Annotated in this window: 9 protein-coding genes; 6 read left to right on the top strand and 3 right to left on the bottom strand. The window is 54.6% G+C overall.

Annotated features, from left to right (window positions below; all coding sequences use genetic code 11):
• Window positions 1-7,440: immunoglobulin domain-containing protein (locus tag LX66_RS04425; RefSeq protein ID WP_158642532.1), on the bottom strand; the 7,440-nt coding region annotated here is incomplete at its 3' end.
• 685 nt (window positions 7,441-8,125) lie between these two features.
• Between LX66_RS04425 and LX66_RS04430 the strand changes: the two genes are divergently transcribed.
• The 5 genes from LX66_RS04430 (at window position 8,126) to LX66_RS04450 (ending at window position 16,177) form a co-directional block, all read left to right on the top strand.
• The gene (locus LX66_RS04430) at window positions 8,126-10,690 is read left to right on the top strand and encodes an NACHT domain-containing protein (RefSeq protein ID WP_145710678.1); all 2,565 of its coding nucleotides are present in this window, start codon (window positions 8,126-8,128) and stop codon (window positions 10,688-10,690) included.
• A 185-nt stretch (window positions 10,691-10,875) separates the two neighbouring features.
• Entirely contained in the window at window positions 10,876-11,784 is a 909-nt protein-coding gene (locus LX66_RS04435) for a transglutaminase domain-containing protein (protein WP_145710679.1), read from the top strand.
• Window positions 11,785-11,838: 54 nt separating this feature from the next.
• Window positions 11,839-13,692 (top strand): chloride channel protein, encoded by a 1,854-nt coding sequence (locus LX66_RS04440; protein ID WP_145710680.1) that lies wholly within the window; start codon window positions 11,839-11,841, stop codon window positions 13,690-13,692.
• A gap of 19 nt (window positions 13,693-13,711) precedes the next feature.
• Complete coding sequence (locus LX66_RS04445) at window positions 13,712-14,296, top strand: NAD(P)H-dependent oxidoreductase (protein ID WP_145710681.1); 585 nt, start codon at window positions 13,712-13,714, stop codon at window positions 14,294-14,296.
• 12 nt (window positions 14,297-14,308) lie between these two features.
• Complete coding sequence (locus LX66_RS04450; protein ID WP_145710682.1) at window positions 14,309-16,177, top strand: monovalent cation:proton antiporter-2 (CPA2) family protein; 1,869 nt, start codon at window positions 14,309-14,311, stop codon at window positions 16,175-16,177.
• Between the two features lie 7 nt (window positions 16,178-16,184).
• Here the strand turns inward: LX66_RS04450 and LX66_RS04455 are convergent, their stop codons facing one another.
• Window positions 16,185-16,433, bottom strand: coding sequence for a hypothetical protein (locus tag LX66_RS04455; protein ID WP_145710683.1), 249 nt, complete (start codon window positions 16,431-16,433; stop codon window positions 16,185-16,187).
• A 78-nt stretch (window positions 16,434-16,511) separates the two neighbouring features.
• Here LX66_RS04455 and LX66_RS04460 point away from each other — a divergent pair, with 78 nt between their 5' ends.
• Window positions 16,512-17,069, top strand: a complete 558-nt coding sequence (locus tag LX66_RS04460; RefSeq protein ID WP_145710684.1) for a cupin domain-containing protein — start codon at window positions 16,512-16,514, stop codon at window positions 17,067-17,069.
• A gap of 200 nt (window positions 17,070-17,269) precedes the next feature.
• Here LX66_RS04460 and uxuA read toward each other — a convergent pair whose 3' ends face one another.
• Window positions 17,270-18,433 carry a mannonate dehydratase gene (gene uxuA / locus LX66_RS04465; protein ID WP_145710685.1) on the bottom strand — a complete coding sequence of 388 codons (1,164 nt, stop codon included), beginning with the start codon at window positions 18,431-18,433 and terminating at the stop codon, window positions 17,270-17,272.
• Window positions 18,434-18,564: the final 131 nt, after the last annotated feature.

Raw genomic sequence — 18,564 nt, forward strand, 5'->3', positions numbered from 1 at the left:
TTCGTAGGTAGCGCCGGCCTGCACGCTGTCCACTGTAATAGTGGTGCTGGTGCCACGGCAGATGGTAATAGCGGTAGTATCACCACCAGGACCGCCGCAGTCTGTTGCAGTTACGGTAAGGGGTATACGTACCGGGTTGGCGCAACCGTTGCGACTGGTCTCAATATAGTAAGTAGTAACAGGCTGTGTCAGTGATGGGGTATTGAACACGCCGCCGGTGAACAGGGCCGATCCTCCGGTGGCAGCGGCATACCATTTCACCGTAACGCCGGCGGTATCCTCAGCTACCAGTTGCGCGGAGGCATTCAGGCAGGCGGTAACCGTATCGGCGCCGCCGGCAGGTGTGGCCGGCACCAGTTGTTGCGATGCTGCAAATACTTCCAGGGTGGTCAGTGCAGTCAGCACCCCGCCGATGCTTACATATACGGCATCATAGTTGGCAGGGGCCGCAATGGTGGCGGCGAACTTGTTGCCGCTCAGCAGGGTAAAGCGTACCAGGCCCAATCCACCATTCAGGAATACCGGATCACCCGCAGGACTACCGTTATTATAAGTTTGTATCCTTACACCACCCAGCAGTTGTGCATCTGCCAGCCCACCAGGCAGGGACAGCACCAGGCGGATGCTGTCGCCGGCAAGCCCTTCCTGCTGGAAGTTAAGCACCTGGCCGATATAACCTATGCCCACGTTCGCACGGATCTTGGAAGAAGTAGTGGTGTCGCCGTCCGCGGCATTGTTAGCATCCGTTACACCGCACAGCAGGCAAATGCTGATAGGCGCGGTATATACAGGGCTTTGCGTTGTATTGGCCACATAGCAGGGCACACCGCCGCCATCGCTTACTTTCACGGTCACAACCGCACGTACGGCGCTTACGCAGGAGCCGGTACTGGCCTCTACATAATATTTGGCGCTGTCGCCGCTCAGCGGCGGAGTGGTAAAGGAAGTACCGGTATCTATCGGCGTACCGCCGGTGGCAGCGCTGTACCATTTGTACATAACACCACCCAGCGGGTTGGCGATTATGAACGTGGCGGTGCCGCCCGGTGTGGTAAATGCCTCATTGGCCACCAGTGCCGGTGTGCCCAGCGTATCCGTTACCGTCAACTGGTACAGTTGTACCGTATCTCTTGCACCGCCGGTGAAGGCTGCTTCCAAACGGTAGTTGATGCTGGCAGTCAGTGTCGGCGTGGTAAAGCTGGTACCGGTAAATACCAGGCTGTCATTCGCCGCATTAAACCATTCGTACGTTGCACCGGTCTGCACGCTGTCAACCGTCAGTGTAACGCTGCTGCCTGCGCAGAGCGTAATGGCAGTAGTATCACCGCCGCCGGGACCGCCGCAATTGGTAGCCACAAATACATCTGCTTTAGTGCGGGTGCTGCTGGCGCAGTTACCAACACTGGCTTCCGCATAGTAGCTGACAGTATCCACACCGGTGGAGGCGGGGATCACGTTCAGCACAGCGCCGGTGTCCACCAGGCTGCCGCCCGTGGGCGCATCATACCATTTGTAGGTCAACCCGGCCTGCGGGCTGCTTACAGAAAGGGTGGCGGTTTCTCCCACGCACACATTCACACCGGTAGCTGCCAGTTGTGGTGCATCCGGCGTAGCTACTGCCTTCACCGTCACGGGCACCCGTATGGGATTGGCGCAACCGTTGCGGCTGGATTCTATATAATAAGTGGTGCTGGCCTGGTTCAGGGCCGGGGTATTGAATATACCGCCGGTGAACAGCGCTGTAGTGCTGTTGGGTGAGTCGTACCATTTAACGGTAATACCTGCCGTATCCCTGGCCACTATCCTGGCGGAGCTGCCCAGGCAAACCGTCAGGGAGTCGGAGTCCGCAGCGGGTTTGGCCGGCAGTATCAGGTGTTCAGCATTATATATATCCAGGGAGGTCAGTGCTGTCAGCACGCCGCCCAGTGATACCAGCACGGCATCAAATGTGCCGGTCACCGGCAGGGTGGCAGTAAACCTGTTGCCGTTGATCAGTTGGAGGTTCAGCAGGCTGCCATTCAGGTATACAGGGTCTCCTGCCGGGCTGCCGGCATTGTAGGTTTGTATCCTTACACCACCCAGCAGTTGTGCGTCTGCCAGCCCGGTGGGCAGGCCCAGCACCAGCCGTATGCTGTCGCCGGCAACACCGGCCTGCTGGAAGTGCAGCATCTGGCCGATAAAGCCGATGCCCAGGCTGGACGTTACCCTGGAGGCCGTAGCAGTATCTGCATCTATGGCATTCGCCGGGTTGCTTACGCCGCACAACAGGCAAATATTAAGCGGACCGGTGTATACGGGGCTTTCCTGTGCATCGGAATACGTACATGGTATATTACCGTTCGGGCCGGTAACGATCTGTATTACGGCGCTGCTGCGCGGGCTTACTTCACCGGAAACATTGACGGCTTCCGCGTATACAAACCCGTTGGCAGTATTAGCCGGCGTCATGTATATGGTGTCCGTTGCCAGCACGGCGCCACCGGTAGCTGTGTTATACCAGCGGTAAGTAAGGGCCGGATCCGGGTTGGCAATGCGGAAGATGGCCTGCTGGCCCGGGCTTACAAAGGCCGTATCCGGTATGATCACCGGTGCTGCCGGCATGCTGGATACAGTAACGTATACCGGCGTACGTTTGCTGGCACAGCCGCTGGAATCTGCCGCTACATAGAAGACAGCATTGCTATCCAGCGGCGGCGTAGTGAACTGTACGCCAGTGTCCAGCGCCGTACCGCCCGTATCCACACTGTACCAGTTGTAGGTATAGTTGCTATTCGGGTTCAGCACATTAAAGGTGGCGGTCTGTCCTTTGCTGATCTTAACGTTGTTCGCTGATACTTCCACACCGGGCAGGCCCAGTCTTATATTTACCGGGGTGCGGGTATTGCTGCCGCAGCCTGTTCCGGAAGATACCGCTTCCACAAAGAAGGTGGTATCGGATGTAATATTGGATACGGTGAAGGTAGCGCCGGTATGCAGCTCCGTACCACCGGTGTATTGGGCGTACCACCTGAAGGTGGCTCCCTGCGGAGAGGTAGCCGTCAGCGTAACGTCGCCGCCGGGGCATACCCGCACTAAACTATCTGCTACACCTGCATTGGGCGGGGTTACCTTGGCGTAATAAACCTTGAGGTTGGAGATCGCTGCCGCTGCAGCATTAAAGCTTATTTTAACACTATCAAATGCCACGCCCGGCGCCAATACCAGCTCGGAGCGGATACTATCTGCCAGGAAGCGGAGGGTCAGCAATGACGGATTATCATATACCCGTACCTGGGTATTACCACTATATAATCTAAGCTCCAGGCCGGCCAGCAGGCCAAGGTCCAGCAAGCCGGTAGAAGCACCGACGCCGATACGGAGTGTGTCTGCCGTGCCGCTCAGGGACGGGAAGCCCAGGCCCTGGTATACACCGGCTAGCAGGTTGAGGGTCACCTGGAAGGTGGATGCCGTATTGGGATCATTATCTACCGCCAGCGGTCCGTTTGATACACCGCATAGCAAACAAATTCCGGAAACACCGTTCGATTGCGTGGTAGCCGCCCCGCAATCCAGGTTATTGGCCGGTCTTACCACAATGGGCACCGCCGTGCGTATCAGGCTATGCAATCCATCCACCGGGGAGAAGGCTTCTACATAATAGATCTTGTCCTCCAGCAGCGGCGGCGTGGTAAAGTTGGCGCCGGTAAAGACAGGCGCACCGCCGGTGGGTGTTTCATACCAACTGAAAACAGCGTCCGGTATCCGGGGAATGCTGGCTTCAAAGCTGGCCGTCTGACCGGCGTCTATGGTATCTGTAGGAGGATTGATCCTGGTAACCTGTACAGGCATCATAGCGGCTGCTTCATATACATACAGCCCGTCGGAAAGCCCTACCAGGGAAACCAGGTCTACCTGCGTACCGTCAAATGCCTTGGTAGCAGGGAAAGCGATCCGGAATTTATAGATATCGTCATCCAGTCCTAATAATTGCAGTTTGATCAGCGAAGCATCCAGGGTTTTTGCATCGCCGTTGGGCGTATCGCCCAGGTAGGTCTGTACCCGTATGCCGGTCAACAAGGCAGCATTGGCCAGCGGATCGGCCTTGGCGCCCAGGAACAGCACCACACTGTCGCCAGCCTGGTATTCTGCCGGGAAGCGGATGTACTGGCCTACAAAGGTAGACACGCCTACCGGCATGTGCAGCCTGGAAGCAGTAGTGGTGTCATGATCTACGGCCAGCTCAGCATCCGTTACGGCACATAGCGCACAGGCAATGCCGCCGGTCCTGGGGCCTTCCTGTTCTATGCCGTAGGTCCATAGCGGACCGGTGCCACCGGCCACCGTTACGGGCACGGTTGTGCGGTGCAGGCTGGTTTTACCCTGTGGGTCCACCGCTTCTACATAATAAGTAGCGTTGCGGGTGAGCGGCGGGGTGGTAAATACGCCGGTAGCCAGCGGTGTACCGCCGGTGGGCGACACATACCAGTTAAAGGTAGCATCCGGTATGCGGATAGAAGGTGTAAGTGTAGCGGTCTTGCCGTAATTGACAGTAGCCGGTGATGGATCTACCGTTACCGGCACCATAGCGGCCGCTTCGTATAATTTCAGGGGCTCTGACAGGCCGAGGGAGGCCGCAGGGGCAAGGTTCACCCGCACGGCGTCAAAAGTGTCCTGTACAGGTATGGTCACCTTAAACCGGCGGTTGTTATCCACGCCGATGCCCAACACTTCCAGCCGCACAATGGAAGCGTTCAGCCGCACTTCATCGTCGTTGGGCACTGCAGGACCGAGAATAGCATTATGATAGGTTTCCACGCTGACGCCAGGCAGCAGTTGCCCGGTCAGCAGGTTATCCGGCGTTTCCAGGAACAGCGTGATGCTGTCGCCGGGATAATATACACCCGGGAACTTAATCAGTTGACCAACGGTGCCCAGCACGCCTATCGGCATTACAAAGCCGGAGGCGGTGGTGGTATCGCCGTCTACTGCCAGCAATGGATTATTGATGGTGCAACCGGCGCAGGCGATGCCGCCTGTTAAGGGGCTTTCCTGGTCATCGCCAAAGCTCCAGATAGGGCCGGGCGCACCCGCTACTTTAACAGTAACGGGGGTACGTACATAGCTGCTCAGGTTATTATCGGGCGTATAGGCTTCTGCATAATAGGTTGTGGCCTTTGTAAGCGCCGGCGTGTTAAATGTAGCGCCGGTAAACACAGGCGTGCCGCCACTGGGCTGGGTATACCAGTTAAACTGCGCACCGGACAGGCGGATGGATGCATCCAGCGTAGCAGATGTATTATTGGCGATCACCACGGAGTCGGGGTCCACATCCACCGGTATAAAGGCGGTCGCTTCATAGATTTTCAGCGATCCCAGGCCGGCCAGCAATGAGCTGATATTGACCTGTACGGCATTAAAATCATGGGGAATGGGTACAATGGCCCTGAACTTGTTGGTGCTGCCGGTGCTAAGGCCCAGGAACTGGATATTTACCAGTCCGGCATTCAGGAAGATCTCATCGTTATTCGGCACGCTATCCTTAAAGCTCTCTACACTGATACCGGACAGCAATTGGCCGCTTACCAGTTGGTTCGGCACTTCCAGGTCCAGCGCAATATAATCGCCGGCCTGGTAGTTGCCCGGGAAGGTCAGCCGCTGGCCCAGGGAGGTAGCTACGCCTACCGGTAATACCAGGCGTGAGGCGGTGGTGGTATCTGCATCCACGGCCAGCTCAGGCGTTTCCACATAGCACAGCGCGCAGGCGATACCGCCGGTGATGGGGCTTTCCTGTGTATCGGCATAGCTCCACAAGGGGCCGGGGCCTCCTCTTACAATAACATTAACGGGGGTACGTATATAACTGCTCAGGTTATCAGTTGATGAAAATGCTTCTACATAATAAGTGGTGGTACGGCTCAGGGATGGCGTGGTAAAGCTGGCCGTTGTAGCAAGCGGCGTGCCACCCATAGGGGTGCTGTACCACCGGTAGGTAGCGCCGGACAAACGGTTGGCGGCGGTCAGCGTTACCGTTCCGCCTACCGCTACCTGCGGATCCGCCGGGGTAACTATAGTAGGCACCATAGCCGCGGCCTCATAGATCTTCAGGGAGCCGAATTCCGCAAATAATGCGCTCAGGCTCACCTTCACCCCGTTAAAGTTGTGCGCAACGGGTATAATCACCCTGAACTTGTTGGTGCTGCCCACGCCGAGGCCCAGCGCCTGCAGCCGTATCAGGGAATTGTTCAGTCCTATTACATCATTATTGGAAGTGCTGTCCTGGTAGGTTTCTATGTTTACGGCAGACAGCAACTGCTTGGTATAGATCTGTCCTGGTATTTCCAGGTCCAGTGCTATCTGGTCGCCAGCCTGGTAATTGCCGGGGAAGCTCAGTAACTGGCCCACAGAGCCGGCCACGCCTACGGGCAGCACCAGGCGGGAAGCAGTAGCCGTGTCCCCGTCAATAGCCAGCTCGGCATCATCCACAAAGCACAGGGCACAGGCAAGGCCACCTGTTACCGGGCTTTCCTCCGTATCCGCATAGCTCCATAAAGCGCCCGGTCCCCGGTTTACCTGCACGGTAACGGGGGTACGTACGTAGCTGCTTAAGGCGGGGGAAGTGGAGGAGGCTTCTACATAATACGTAGTGGTTTTGCTCAGGGACGGCGTGGTAAAGCTGGCCCCTGTATAAACAGGCGTACCACCTTCGGCGGTGGTATACCATTTAAACGTAGGATTGGCGATACGGATGGATGCGTCCAGGGTGGCCGTCTGCCCGTTAGTGATCTGCGGACTGGCGGGGCTGACCGTTGCCGGTATCCCTGCCGCAGCTTCATATATTCTCAGGTTGCCCAGCGCCGCCAGGGTAGAGGTGATATTCACCTGCACGCCGTTGAAAGCATGCTGCACGGGTATAACGGCCCTGAACTTGTTGGTGCTGCCCGTACCTATGCCCAGCACCTGCACTTTTACGGCGGAAGCGTTCAGGAATACTTCATCATCATTGGAGACGCCGTTCATATAGGTCACTACATTGATCCCGGACAATAACTGGCCGGAGATCAGTTGATTGGGCACTTCCAGCTCCAGCGCCACGTAGTCGCCGGCCTGGTAGTCGCCGGGGAAGGTAAGCCGCTGTCCCAGTGTTGACAAAACGCCTACCGGCAGGTTCAGCGTGGAGTAGGTGGTGGTATCGCCATCGATGGCCAGGTTGGGGTTCTGCACGGTGCAAAGCAGGCAGACGCCCCCTGTTACAGGGCTTTGCTGGGTAGTAGCAAAACTCCACAGGGGGCCTGCTGCGCTGCCGGTTCTATAGGAGATGGTATACTGCGTGTTTGCAAAAGGCGCGTTGGGGTGCCACTTCAGGTATGCACGGCGCCAGTTGTTGTCGGCTTGCCTGCTGTTGTCTGCAACAGCTATTTCCTTCTTAACAGGACTGCCAGCACCGATCGTTTCCGCGGACAAACCAATTAGCCCGGTAAAAGAAAAGAAAGCAAGAAATAAAGCCCTTAACAAGCTTATAGGAGTAACGTTTAGATGCATAGCGATTAATTGGATTGTTATAATGCATTACGGTTTTCACATTGTAGCGCTGAATGTGTGGTCTAAAATCTGGCAAGGGCTATGAACGTGGAGATAAGGTGTCTGTTAAAGAAATGTTATCGGCATAACAGCCACGAATGTACTCTGTACTGTTGTATTGTGGAAATTCATTTCATTCACAGGTGAAAACCTGTTCAGTTTGTTCATTTTTAAAAATTGGCAGTCCTTTTTATTCACAGCGGGCGCATTGGCATTAAATAATTGTTACGTTGCCCATCCGGTATGCGTATAGCTGAAAAAATTTTCTCCCCGTAAAATCCTGCACCTGCCCGTCACACCGCTATTTACAGCAGCATAATTGACAGTATTGTTTAATTAGATCAAATGAAGATATGATCTGCCAATCATTTAGTTAAATATGCTATTCATCCGGAAAATGTCATTCAGTCATTTAGTAATTATAAATATTTATAATTAATGATAGCTTATCATATGTCTGAGGCAGGCCCAGCTATTTCCAATCCGGTAAATCTAAATAAGCACGCTCTACGTAATTATTCTTTGAAACCTAAAATGTCCATAACCTAAAATCCATTTACTGCCCCCTATGATAGATCTATCCTATGATTTTATCATAACGCTGCAACAGGAAGTACTGCGGCGGTTTGGCGTGGATGTAATGTTGCCTGGAGATTGTAAGCACCTCTCCCAGTCCATCCTGGACGCCACTACAAAACTTGTCAGTGAAACAACACTTAAAAGAGTGTTTGGCTTTGCTGTGGCCCAGCATAGCTTTTCGCGTTATACGCTCAATACCTTATCACAATATTGCAATTATAAGGACTGGGAAGATTTCCAGGCGCACCATTACAAACAGATGGGCGGCGAAGTGGCAGCGGACAACAGCAAGTGGGCGGACCTGAAGAACAAGGCCGACGCAGTATCCCACTATACCATGGTCACGCTGAAGAACCGCTCCGGTATTCCCTTTGCCCAAACGGTGCCCAGGCAATACTGCACAGCGCATATAGAACGGTTCCTGGAAAGCGACTATGCCGCCACCGCGCTCATCGCCCCTTCCGGCTGGGGCAAGTCCGTAACGCTGGTGCACCTGGCGGAGCATTGCTGGTTTGGTAGAGAGGCCCGCTACAAGCAGGACATCTGCTGGTTCATACACGCACACGCAGCCGGCAGCCTGCTGCTGAAAGGCTTCTCCCTGACCTCCTGGCTGGACAACCAGTTGAACCTGGGCACCGGCGAAAACTTCCGTGAATATTTTGCCCATCATTTCGACAAGAAAGGCGGGCGCCTGGTGCTGATCATAGACGGCTTCGATGAAATAGCCGTGGCAGGCGACAAGCTACGGCTGATGTATACCAAGCTGGAAGATTTCGTGTACTCCAATGACCTGTTTCCCTGGGTAAAGGTGATCCTGTCCATCCGCAGCAGCACCTGGGCCGAGATATTCCAGCACTCCGTGCAATACCCGGCTTTCCGCCGCTATTGGTACCTGGGCGCGGAAATGGATGAGGAAACCAATATCAACCTGCCCCTGCTCACGGAACAGGAGGTAAAGTCCATCCTGTATAATCACCGGTTTGATCCCGCTACGGTACGCGCGTTCAGTGAGGATTTCCTGCAAAAGCTGCGTTATCCTTATTACCTGCAGCTCTTTTGCCAGCTCAATGCGGAATCCGAGCAGGCCTTTACAGACGAGCACCTGAGCCTGTTCGAGATCGCTTCCAAATTCATCCAGCAGCGGGTGTTCAGTTCCCAGAGCAATACTTTTAAGATCAGGATCATTGAACAACTGCTGTCCCTCCTGGACTACGGACGCCGCGGGCAGTATACGGACAAGCTGCTGCTGCTGAACCAGAATCCCGACCTTTTCCCCGCCTATAAAGAGCTACTGGCCGATAATATATTGGTTGAAGAGAACCTGAGCCAGGAGATCATGTTCCATGTGAAGGTGCGCTTTGCCCACAACTTCCTGCTGGAATATTTTACCGCCATGCATTACATCCGGGAAAGCGGTCAGGTGATTGAAGAAGACATGCTGCAACAGGTATTGCACTGCCTGCCCCCATCCTCTTACCGTGCCGGCATATTCAAGTGGCTGCTGCGTTATGCCATTACTCACGGGCAGTCGGAAGGCATTCACAAAATGTACTGTCTCCCGCTATCCAACCTGGAAAAGTCTTTCCTGCTGGAGTACCTGGTGCTGCATTACCAGCATGAGGGCGACCGGCAGCCGGGACTGAAGACACTCTTTCCTCCAGGTTATTTCAAAAAGCACCCGCTCAGTGAATTTATCAGCGAGGACTTCATGCACTTCAGCAAGCGGAAAGTATTACAGGCCTTACTGGGGCTGGCGGATACCGCCGACGACCGGCTCAAGATACGCAGCATCCTGTTCCAGCTTTCGCTGATGCAGTTGGATGCCGAGCAGTGCGAGCTGGAGCTGAACAACATCAAAAAGATCTGCAGCAAGGAACCGGTGGATGAAGGACTGTGGATCACGCCGTATGAAATATACCTGTTCATCTATGAATACCTGAAGTTTGGTATCATGAACGAAGGCATCAAGGAAAAGATCTACCATTATACCCGCTACTGGAGCGGCGCCGGCCGGCAGCAACAGTTCTCCGTACAGCAGGAGATCGTGTACCGCTGCATGGGACAGGCCTTCCTGCTGATGGAAGATCATGCGCACCTGTTCAATTTCAGCAAGCGCCTGTTTGAGAACTACCCTTCACTGCAATACCGCAAATCCGAGAGCTTCCGCCAAACGCTGCTCTGCTGGCAGGCATATGCGCAGTTGCGCCTGGGCAACCATTCCACGGCGGAAAAAATAGGCCGCCACGTAGATGAAGTGCTTCGCAAAAATGCCGGCGACCAGTATGGCGTGCGGCACCTGGAAACCCTGCAGAAAATAGTGATGGCCAACGTGCACTACGAAACGCAGGAATATAACAAAGCCATCCGCGCAGCAGAAACCGCCATGGAAATGGCCCAAAAGCAGGACCTGAAATTACTGGGCCTTATGAATTTCTCCCTCCTGCGGAAAATTTACCGCCAACTGGATATGGACAAACAGCTATTCCAGGCCAGGCAACAGGTGGAACTGATACAACGCAGCACCTCCTTTAAGCAGGTAGCCAAAATGTGGTGAAAATTCCAAACCTGAAGGAAGTTCCAAATCCCAAAATTGGTGGATATCCCCTGAACTACTGGTAAACTGCCATTTACGCAGGAACTTGTCCTGCAGTTTGGGATTTGGAATTTGGGATTTGCTCCATTTTGGAATTTGGGATTTGGAATTTGGGATTTGGAATTTATATTTTACATTCACTTTGAATGGCTATTGACGAAAGCAAATACACCAGTTTCCAGCAGTTCCTGCTCAACCTGTTGAGCCTGCTCACTGTTATACCGTTGGCGCCCTATCTGAACCGTTATGTACCGCAGATCATAGCCGGTGGATGGCACCTGGATATGATGGTATCCATCATCATTGCATTCTTATTCACCCGCCTGCTGCTGTGGATATTCAAACCGCTTATTATTCCCGCCTTTGTGCTGGTATGCGGCATACTGGTGTTCAACTATTTCACGAACAGCTATACCTTCAACAATGTGCTGAACGATTACAAAGGCATGGTGCAGGGTAACTGGGGCGCCAGGGACAGTAAACAACTGGACATCCTGAGCCTTTACCCCCGGCGCGTGGAATCCTACCGGGATAAAACCGTAAGGGGCATCCGCGAAAAGATCAACTTCCAGGACTCCGTGGTGCGCAATTTCTCCGTACGGCACTCGCTGGAGAATTTTGACGAGTATTTTCCCAAATACGGCAAGGCAACACGCTACCTCTCCCTCTTTCGCTATATCAACACTCATTTTAAATACGTACAGGACTCCCGGCGCGATGAATATTTTGCCACGGCCCGGGAAACCATCCTCAACGGCCTGGGCGGGGACTGCGACGACCATTCCATCCTGATGGCTTCCTGCCTGCAATCTATCGGCGCGCGTTGCCGTATTGTGCTCATCCAGGGCCATGCTTACCCGGAGCTGTATTGCGGCACCCGGGAGGATTTTGAGGCGCTGAAGCTGGCTATTGTCACCCTCTTTCCCAAACCGCCCGTGCGCGAGATCTATTACCACGAAATGAAAGGCACCTACTGGATCAACCTGGATTACACTGCCCGGCACCCGGGCGGGCCGTATCTGAATGATAAAGTATACGCATTGATTGAGTTATGACGTTTGCAAACCGCAGCGCTTGCAGCAGGCGCTGTTTTGACCTACATTTGCACCATGAGCGAATTTAGCCGTATCCGGAAATACCATAGTTTTTTCCGGTTTAAACAAGATTTTGAACGCTACAGTCTCAAAAGGGCCAGGAGTTATGAAATTATTATTCATTGGCTGCATAGTAAACTGAACAGAAATCAATTCCTTATACTTTCCGGTATCCTGGTAGGTACTGCTGCCGGCCTGGCAGGCGTGGTGCTGAAAATGCTGGTGCACTATATTCACTACATTATCACCTACAAAGTGCACTTCAGCACGCAGGTGATCTTCTACATCCTTTTTCCTTTCCTGGGTATTGTGCTCACCACGCTGATGGTGATCTGGTTCTTCAAAGGAGAATCCCGCAAGGGTATTCCCGCCATATTGTACGAGATTGCGCAGAACAGCAGCCTGGTGGCCCCGGTAAAAATGTATTCGCAGGTATTGCAGAGCGCCATCACCGTAGGGCTGGGCGGCTCTGCCGGGCTGGAAAGCCCCATCGCCGTTACGGGTGCGGCCCTGGGCTCCAACTACGCCCGCACCTATCACCTGGGTTATAAGGAAAGAACGCTGCTGCTGGCAGCCGGCGCCACGGCAGGTATTGCCGCGGCTTTTAACGCGCCCATTGCCGGCACCATGTTCGCCTTTGAGATACTGCTCACCGGCGTGGTGTTCTCAGATTTCATTCCCCTCATCCTGGCAGCGGTTTGCGGCAGCCTGCTGTCCAAGATCATCCTGCAGGAGGAGGTGCTGTTCCATTTCCAGTCCCGGCAGCCTTTCAACTATCACAATGTACCTTACTACCTGATACTGGCGATATTATGCGGGCTATATGCCCGCTATTTTGTAGTGTTCTCCCAGCGTATCGAGCATTTCTTCCAGCGGCTGAACTGGAACAAACTGCAAAAGGCCATGCTGGGCGGCGCCGTGGTATCCGTGCTCTGCGTGGTGATGCCGCCTATGTTCGGGGAAGGCTACCAGTCTATAAAACAACTGGTGAACGGGGACGCCGGCAATATTATACAGCATAGCTTTTTACGTTACCTGCCCCTGCAGAACTGGATACTCCTGGTGTTCACCGGCTTTGTATGCCTCCTGAAAGTATTTGCCACCTCCTTTACCATTCATGGCGGCGGCAACGGCGGCAACTTTGCTCCCTCCCTGTTTGCCGGCGGCTTCCTGGGCTATTTCTTTGCCGTGGTATGCACCCAGTTGGGCATGGATGATGTACCGATAGTGAACCTCGTGATCGTAGGCATGGCCGGCGTTATGGCCGGTGTGCTGTATGCCCCGCTCACCGCCATCTTCCTGATCGCGGAATCCAGCTACGGGTACGATCTTTTTATCCCGCTGATGATAGTATCCACCACCTCCTTCCTGATAGGCAAGTGGTTCTCCCCCATCTCCCCCGACCTGAAAGAGCTGGCGGAAGCAGGCAAGATATTTACCCGCGAGCATGACCGGAATATCCTGTCCATGCTCAGGATTGAAGAGCTGATAGAAAGGGATGTGCAGCAGATAGACATCAATGCCTCCCTGCGGCAGCTTGTAGAACTGGTAAAGCAGGGTAAGCGCAACATGGTGGCGGTGATCAACCAGCAGCGCTTCCTGGAAGGGGTGATCACGCTGGAGGATATACGACCGATCATGTTCAACCCCGCGCTCTACGATACGGTCACCGTGAAGGAGCTGATGAAGGCTCCGCCTGCGCTGATCCATCCCGGCGACAGCGCCGCTTATGTGATCCGCAAGCTGGACGAGGCCCATGTGTGGAACCTGCCCGTGGTGCAGCATAACCGCCTGGTAGGCTTTGTATCCAAGTCCGGTATTCTGAACCGCTACCGGCAGCTCTTACAGGAATATTCGGACAGCGAGTGATTAATTACTAATTTATAGAATGACCAGGATATTGATCCTTTTTGCGCATCCGGCGCTGGAAAGATCCAGGATACATGCAGGGCTCATACACAGCATCCGGGACCTGCAGGGCGTTACCCTGCACGACCTTTATGAAGCGTATCCCGATCTGAATGTAGACCCGGACCGGGAGCAGGAACTGCTGCTGCGACACGACATTATTTTACTGCAACACCCTTTTTACTGGTACAGCGCACCGGCCATCATCAAACAATGGCAGGACCTGGTGCTGGAGCACGGCTGGGCCTACGGCCATAGCGGCACCGCCCTGCAGGGTAAGCTGCTGGGCAATGTGATCAGCACCGGCGGCATGCAAAGCGCTTATGTACGTGGCGGGCATCACGGTTACACCATCCGCGAGTTCCTGCTGCCTTTTGAGCAAACGGCGCGCCTCTGCAACATGACCTACCTTCCTCCCTTTGTGATACATGGCACGCACCGTATGGAGCAACCTGACATGCCCTACTGCTGCAAGCAGTACCGGCAGATGCTGGAAGGCCTGCGCGACGATCGTTATACGCCCGGCGCACTGGCGGAAGCAGTATATTTGAACGAACTGATGTAAAGCCGCACCTTTATGAACGAGCACTCCTTTTTCTTTACTGCGATGATCTACCTGGCCGCAGCCGTGGTATGCGTGCCAGTGGCCAAAAAACTGGGGCTGGGCTCTGTGCTGGGCTACCTGCTGGCCGGCATTTTCATAGGGCCGGACGTAATGGGATTCATTGGCGCGGAGGGGCAGGATATCCTGCACTTTGCGGAATTTGGCGTGGTGATGATGCTGTTCCTGATCGGTATTGAGCTGGAGCCGGCCCTGCTGTGGAAGTTGCGCGCACCCATCATCGGCATGGGTGGCATGCAGGTGCTGATCACTACCGCGCTGATCACCGGGCTGGCGCTCTGGCTGGGGCAGCCCCTGCGGGCCGCACTGGCCCTGGGCATGACGCTCTCCCTGTCCTCCACCGCTATCGTGCTCCAAAGCCTCAAGGAAAAAGGACTGATGCCCTCTGCGGCCGGCCAGAGCTCCTTTTCCGTGCTGTTGTTCCAGGATATTGCCGTGATTCCCATGCTGGCCATCTTCCCTTTGCTGGCGCCCCCCGGCGCGGCCGCCATGGAAGGGCACAGCCTGCGGGACGGCCTGCCGGGCTGGGCGCAAACGCTGATCGTACTGGGTGCGGTGGTCCTCATCATCCTGGCAGGGCGTTACCTGGTAAGGCCGCTGATGCGGGTGGTGGCCCGTGCCCGGGTAAGGGAGCTGTTCACCACCTTTGCGCTGCTGCTGGTAGTAGGTATTTCCGTGCTCATGACAGTGGTAGGTTTAAGCCCTGCGCTGGGGGCATTCCTGGGCGGGGTGGTGCTGGCCAACAGCGAATACAAGCACGAGCTGGAAAGCGATATAGAACCTTTCAAAGGACTGCTGCTGGGGCTTTTCTTTATAGCCGTAGGCGCTTCCATAGATTTTGGGCTGATACTGTCCCAGCCCTGGCGCATGCTGGGCCTGGTAATAGCCCTGATGACCGTAAAGTGCCTTGTGCTGCTGGCGCTGGGGCGGCTGTTCCGCCTGAGCACCGACCAGAACCTGCTGTTTGGCTTCAGCCTGTCGCAGGTGGGGGAATTTGCTTTTGTGCTGCTGTCCTTCACCCACCAGAGCGGCATACTGCCGGCAGACACTACCAGCATGATGACGGCAGCAGTAGCCCTGAGCATGGCCTTTACCCCGCTGGTGATCATGGTCTATGAAAAGCTGCTGCAGCCCCGGTTCACCATCACGGAAAGCGCTGCCCGCGAGCCGGACGCTATTACGGAAAAGCACCCGGTGATACTGGCGGGATTCGGGAGGGCCGGCAATATCATCGGCCGCTTCCTGCTGGCCAACGGCGTGCGCACCACTATACTGGACCTGGACTCCGACCGGATAGACCTGCTGCATAACCTGGGCATACAGGCCTACTACGGCGATGCCTCCCGCCACGACCTGCTGCAGGCGGCCGGCGCTGCAGACGCCAAAGTGATCATCATAGCGGCAGACTCCATTGACCAGACGACGGAGATCGTAAAGGTGGTACGCAAACATTTTCCCAACCTGCAGATGCTGGTAAAGGCGGAGAGTATTTCAGATGTATTTGACCTGATGGAACTGGGCGTGCTGCACATATACCGGGAATCGCTGGACACCTCCCTGCGCATGGGCGCCGATGCGCTGCGCATGCTGGGTTACCGCGCCTACCATGCGCAACGGGCCGCCGGCACTTTCCGGCAGCATGATGAAAAAGCGCTCAAGGAGCTGTCTGCCCTCCGTGATGACAAGAAGACCTACCTGCATACTTTTAAGGAACGGATCGAAGAAATTGCCCGGCTGATCAACCGTGATAACGTGAAGCCCTGGAACAATGAGACTGTGAGCTGGGATGAAAGCTCCCTGATAGAAGAGGCGAAAAAGGAGTAGGCCGGGGTTAACCCTGGTCATTCACATGCGCGGCTATACGCTGCGCTATTTCTTCCAGCAATCCCCCGTCTATATGCCCCGGCGTGGTATGCACATCGGACACGGCCCGCAGGTCGCCTTCCTCATCCGGCTCAAAGGTGATCTCGTGCTTTTCCACCGTTACCTTGTACACCGCCTTATACTGCTGCAACCAGGGCCGCACTTCCAGGATATGCGGCTTGCCCCTGTATTCGAATTTTAACACGAAGTTTTCCACGGCCATTTATTTGCTTCCTTCAAAATTAACCGTTTTTTATGGTACAAGAGTTGAGGCGTATTTCTAAAAATATACTGTATGGCACAGCTTGTTTTGTTATCCAGCGAGATACAGCCTTACACCCTGAAGGACGACGGCACTTTTCCGAATAATGAGCATTTACCCGTACTGTTCTATGAAGACTGCCTGCAGGTGCCGGACAACTTTTCGGCAGCGCCTGGTATTGAGGCATTATTCATCAGCAACAAATGGGGCGGCGCCTGGGAGAACGGGATATACGACTTCCCGCATTACCACAGCACTTCCCATGAAGTAATGGGCGTTGCGGAGGGGCATGCAAATGTACAACTGGGCGGACCGCATGGCGTAGTGCTGCAAATGAAAAAAGGCGATGTGCTGATCATTCCCGCCGGTGTGGCGCACTGCAGGCTGGACAGCAGCACTGATTTCAGTTGTGTGGGCGCTTACCCGCCCGGGCAGGAGCAGTATGACATCATGCGTGGCGATCCTGCTGAAAGGCCGGATGCAGATGCCCGTATTCAGCAACTGTCCCTGCCCTCCATAGACCCGGTGTACGGGGCGGACGGCCCCCTGCTGAGCTACTGGGTGGAATGGCGCAAGCAATCATTGTCATAAAAAAATATGACTATGCGCATTTTATAGGATGCAATCACCTATATTTGTAATCAAATAATATTACAATTATCCCTGTGCAGGTTGACAATTGCAGGTTGCAAACGGGTAAATGTGTTCTCTCTTTTAACGATATGCCCTTGAATAGAGCATCATTCAGGGAAAATGCACCACCTGCTTTTCCAGGCCGGGTGGCCTCTTTATTACCGGACACCTGCAATACCCATTGCCAGCCCCTGCAGCGCCGCCAGTCCTTTCATTCTGCCAATAGCCGTATAGCCCGGGTTACATTGCTTGTGCAGGTCGTCCAGCATACGGTGGCCGTGATCCGGCCGGAAAGGGATGGGGTGCGGCTGTCCCTGTTGCAGTTCCAGCAACAGTTTCATAACAGCGTACATATCCACATTCCCCTGCAGATGGTCCGCTTCATAGAAGTTGCCGTTCTCCTCATGCTGCACGTTGCGCAGGTGCACAAAATGCACCCGGTTACCGATCATCCGTAAAATGGCCGGCAGGTCATTGCTGCGGCCGGCCCCCAGGGAACCGGTGCAGTAGCAGATGCCGTTGGCCGGGCTGTCCACCGCCTGCAGTATGAAAGCAATATCCTCGTAGCTGCTTACAATGCGGGGCAGGCCCAGCACATCAAAGGGGGGATCGTCCGGGTGAATGGCCAGCCGGATGCCCAGCTTTCCCGCCACCGGCACTACCTGCTGTAAAAAATACCGCAGGTGCTGCCGCAGGTCGTCGCGGGTAATATGCCGGTAATGTTCCAGCCGCGCTTTTATACCGGGGATGTCCAGTTTCTTTTCACTGGGAATGCCCAGCAGGATAGTGTCTGCAATGGCCTGCTTTTGTGCGGCGCTATATTGCTGCCAGCGCAGGCCCGCTTCCTCCACGGCCGCAGGCGCATGGTCTTGTTCCGCACCCGCTCTTTCCAGCAGGTAGATATCGAACAACGCCAGGTCGGCCCGGTCAAAATACAGCGCCTCCGCCCCGTTGGGCAGGCGGTAGCTGATATTGGTGCGCACCCAGTCCAGCACAGGCATAAAATTATAGGTAACAATGCGGATACCGCAGGCCGCCAGGTTTTCCAGCGTTTGCCGGTATTTGGCAATGTAATCCTGGAAATCTCCCGTTTGTGTTTTAATGGACTCGTGCACCGTTACGCTTTCCACCACGTCCCAGGAGAGGCCGGCATCTGCTATTAACTGCTGCCGGGCCGCAATCTCTGCTACCGGCCATACTTCGCCATGGGGAATGTGGTGCAGCGCCGTTACAATGCCCGTGGCATCTGTTTGCCTGATATCCTGCAGGGTAACCGGGTCCTCCGGCCCGAACCAGCGCCAGGTGGGTTTCAAAAATTTCATATTTGTGGAATAATTGATAAAAGTACAAATTCCAAATCCCAAATTCCAAATTCCCGGCCAGCGGTAATCACTTAACTATTTGGTAACAGTTCAGTATTATTGTTATTGATAGCTTGTCTATATTTTGGAAT

This window comes from Chitinophaga japonensis (assembly GCF_007830125.1).
In the GTDB taxonomy this organism is placed as follows: domain Bacteria; phylum Bacteroidota; class Bacteroidia; order Chitinophagales; family Chitinophagaceae; genus Chitinophaga; species Chitinophaga japonensis.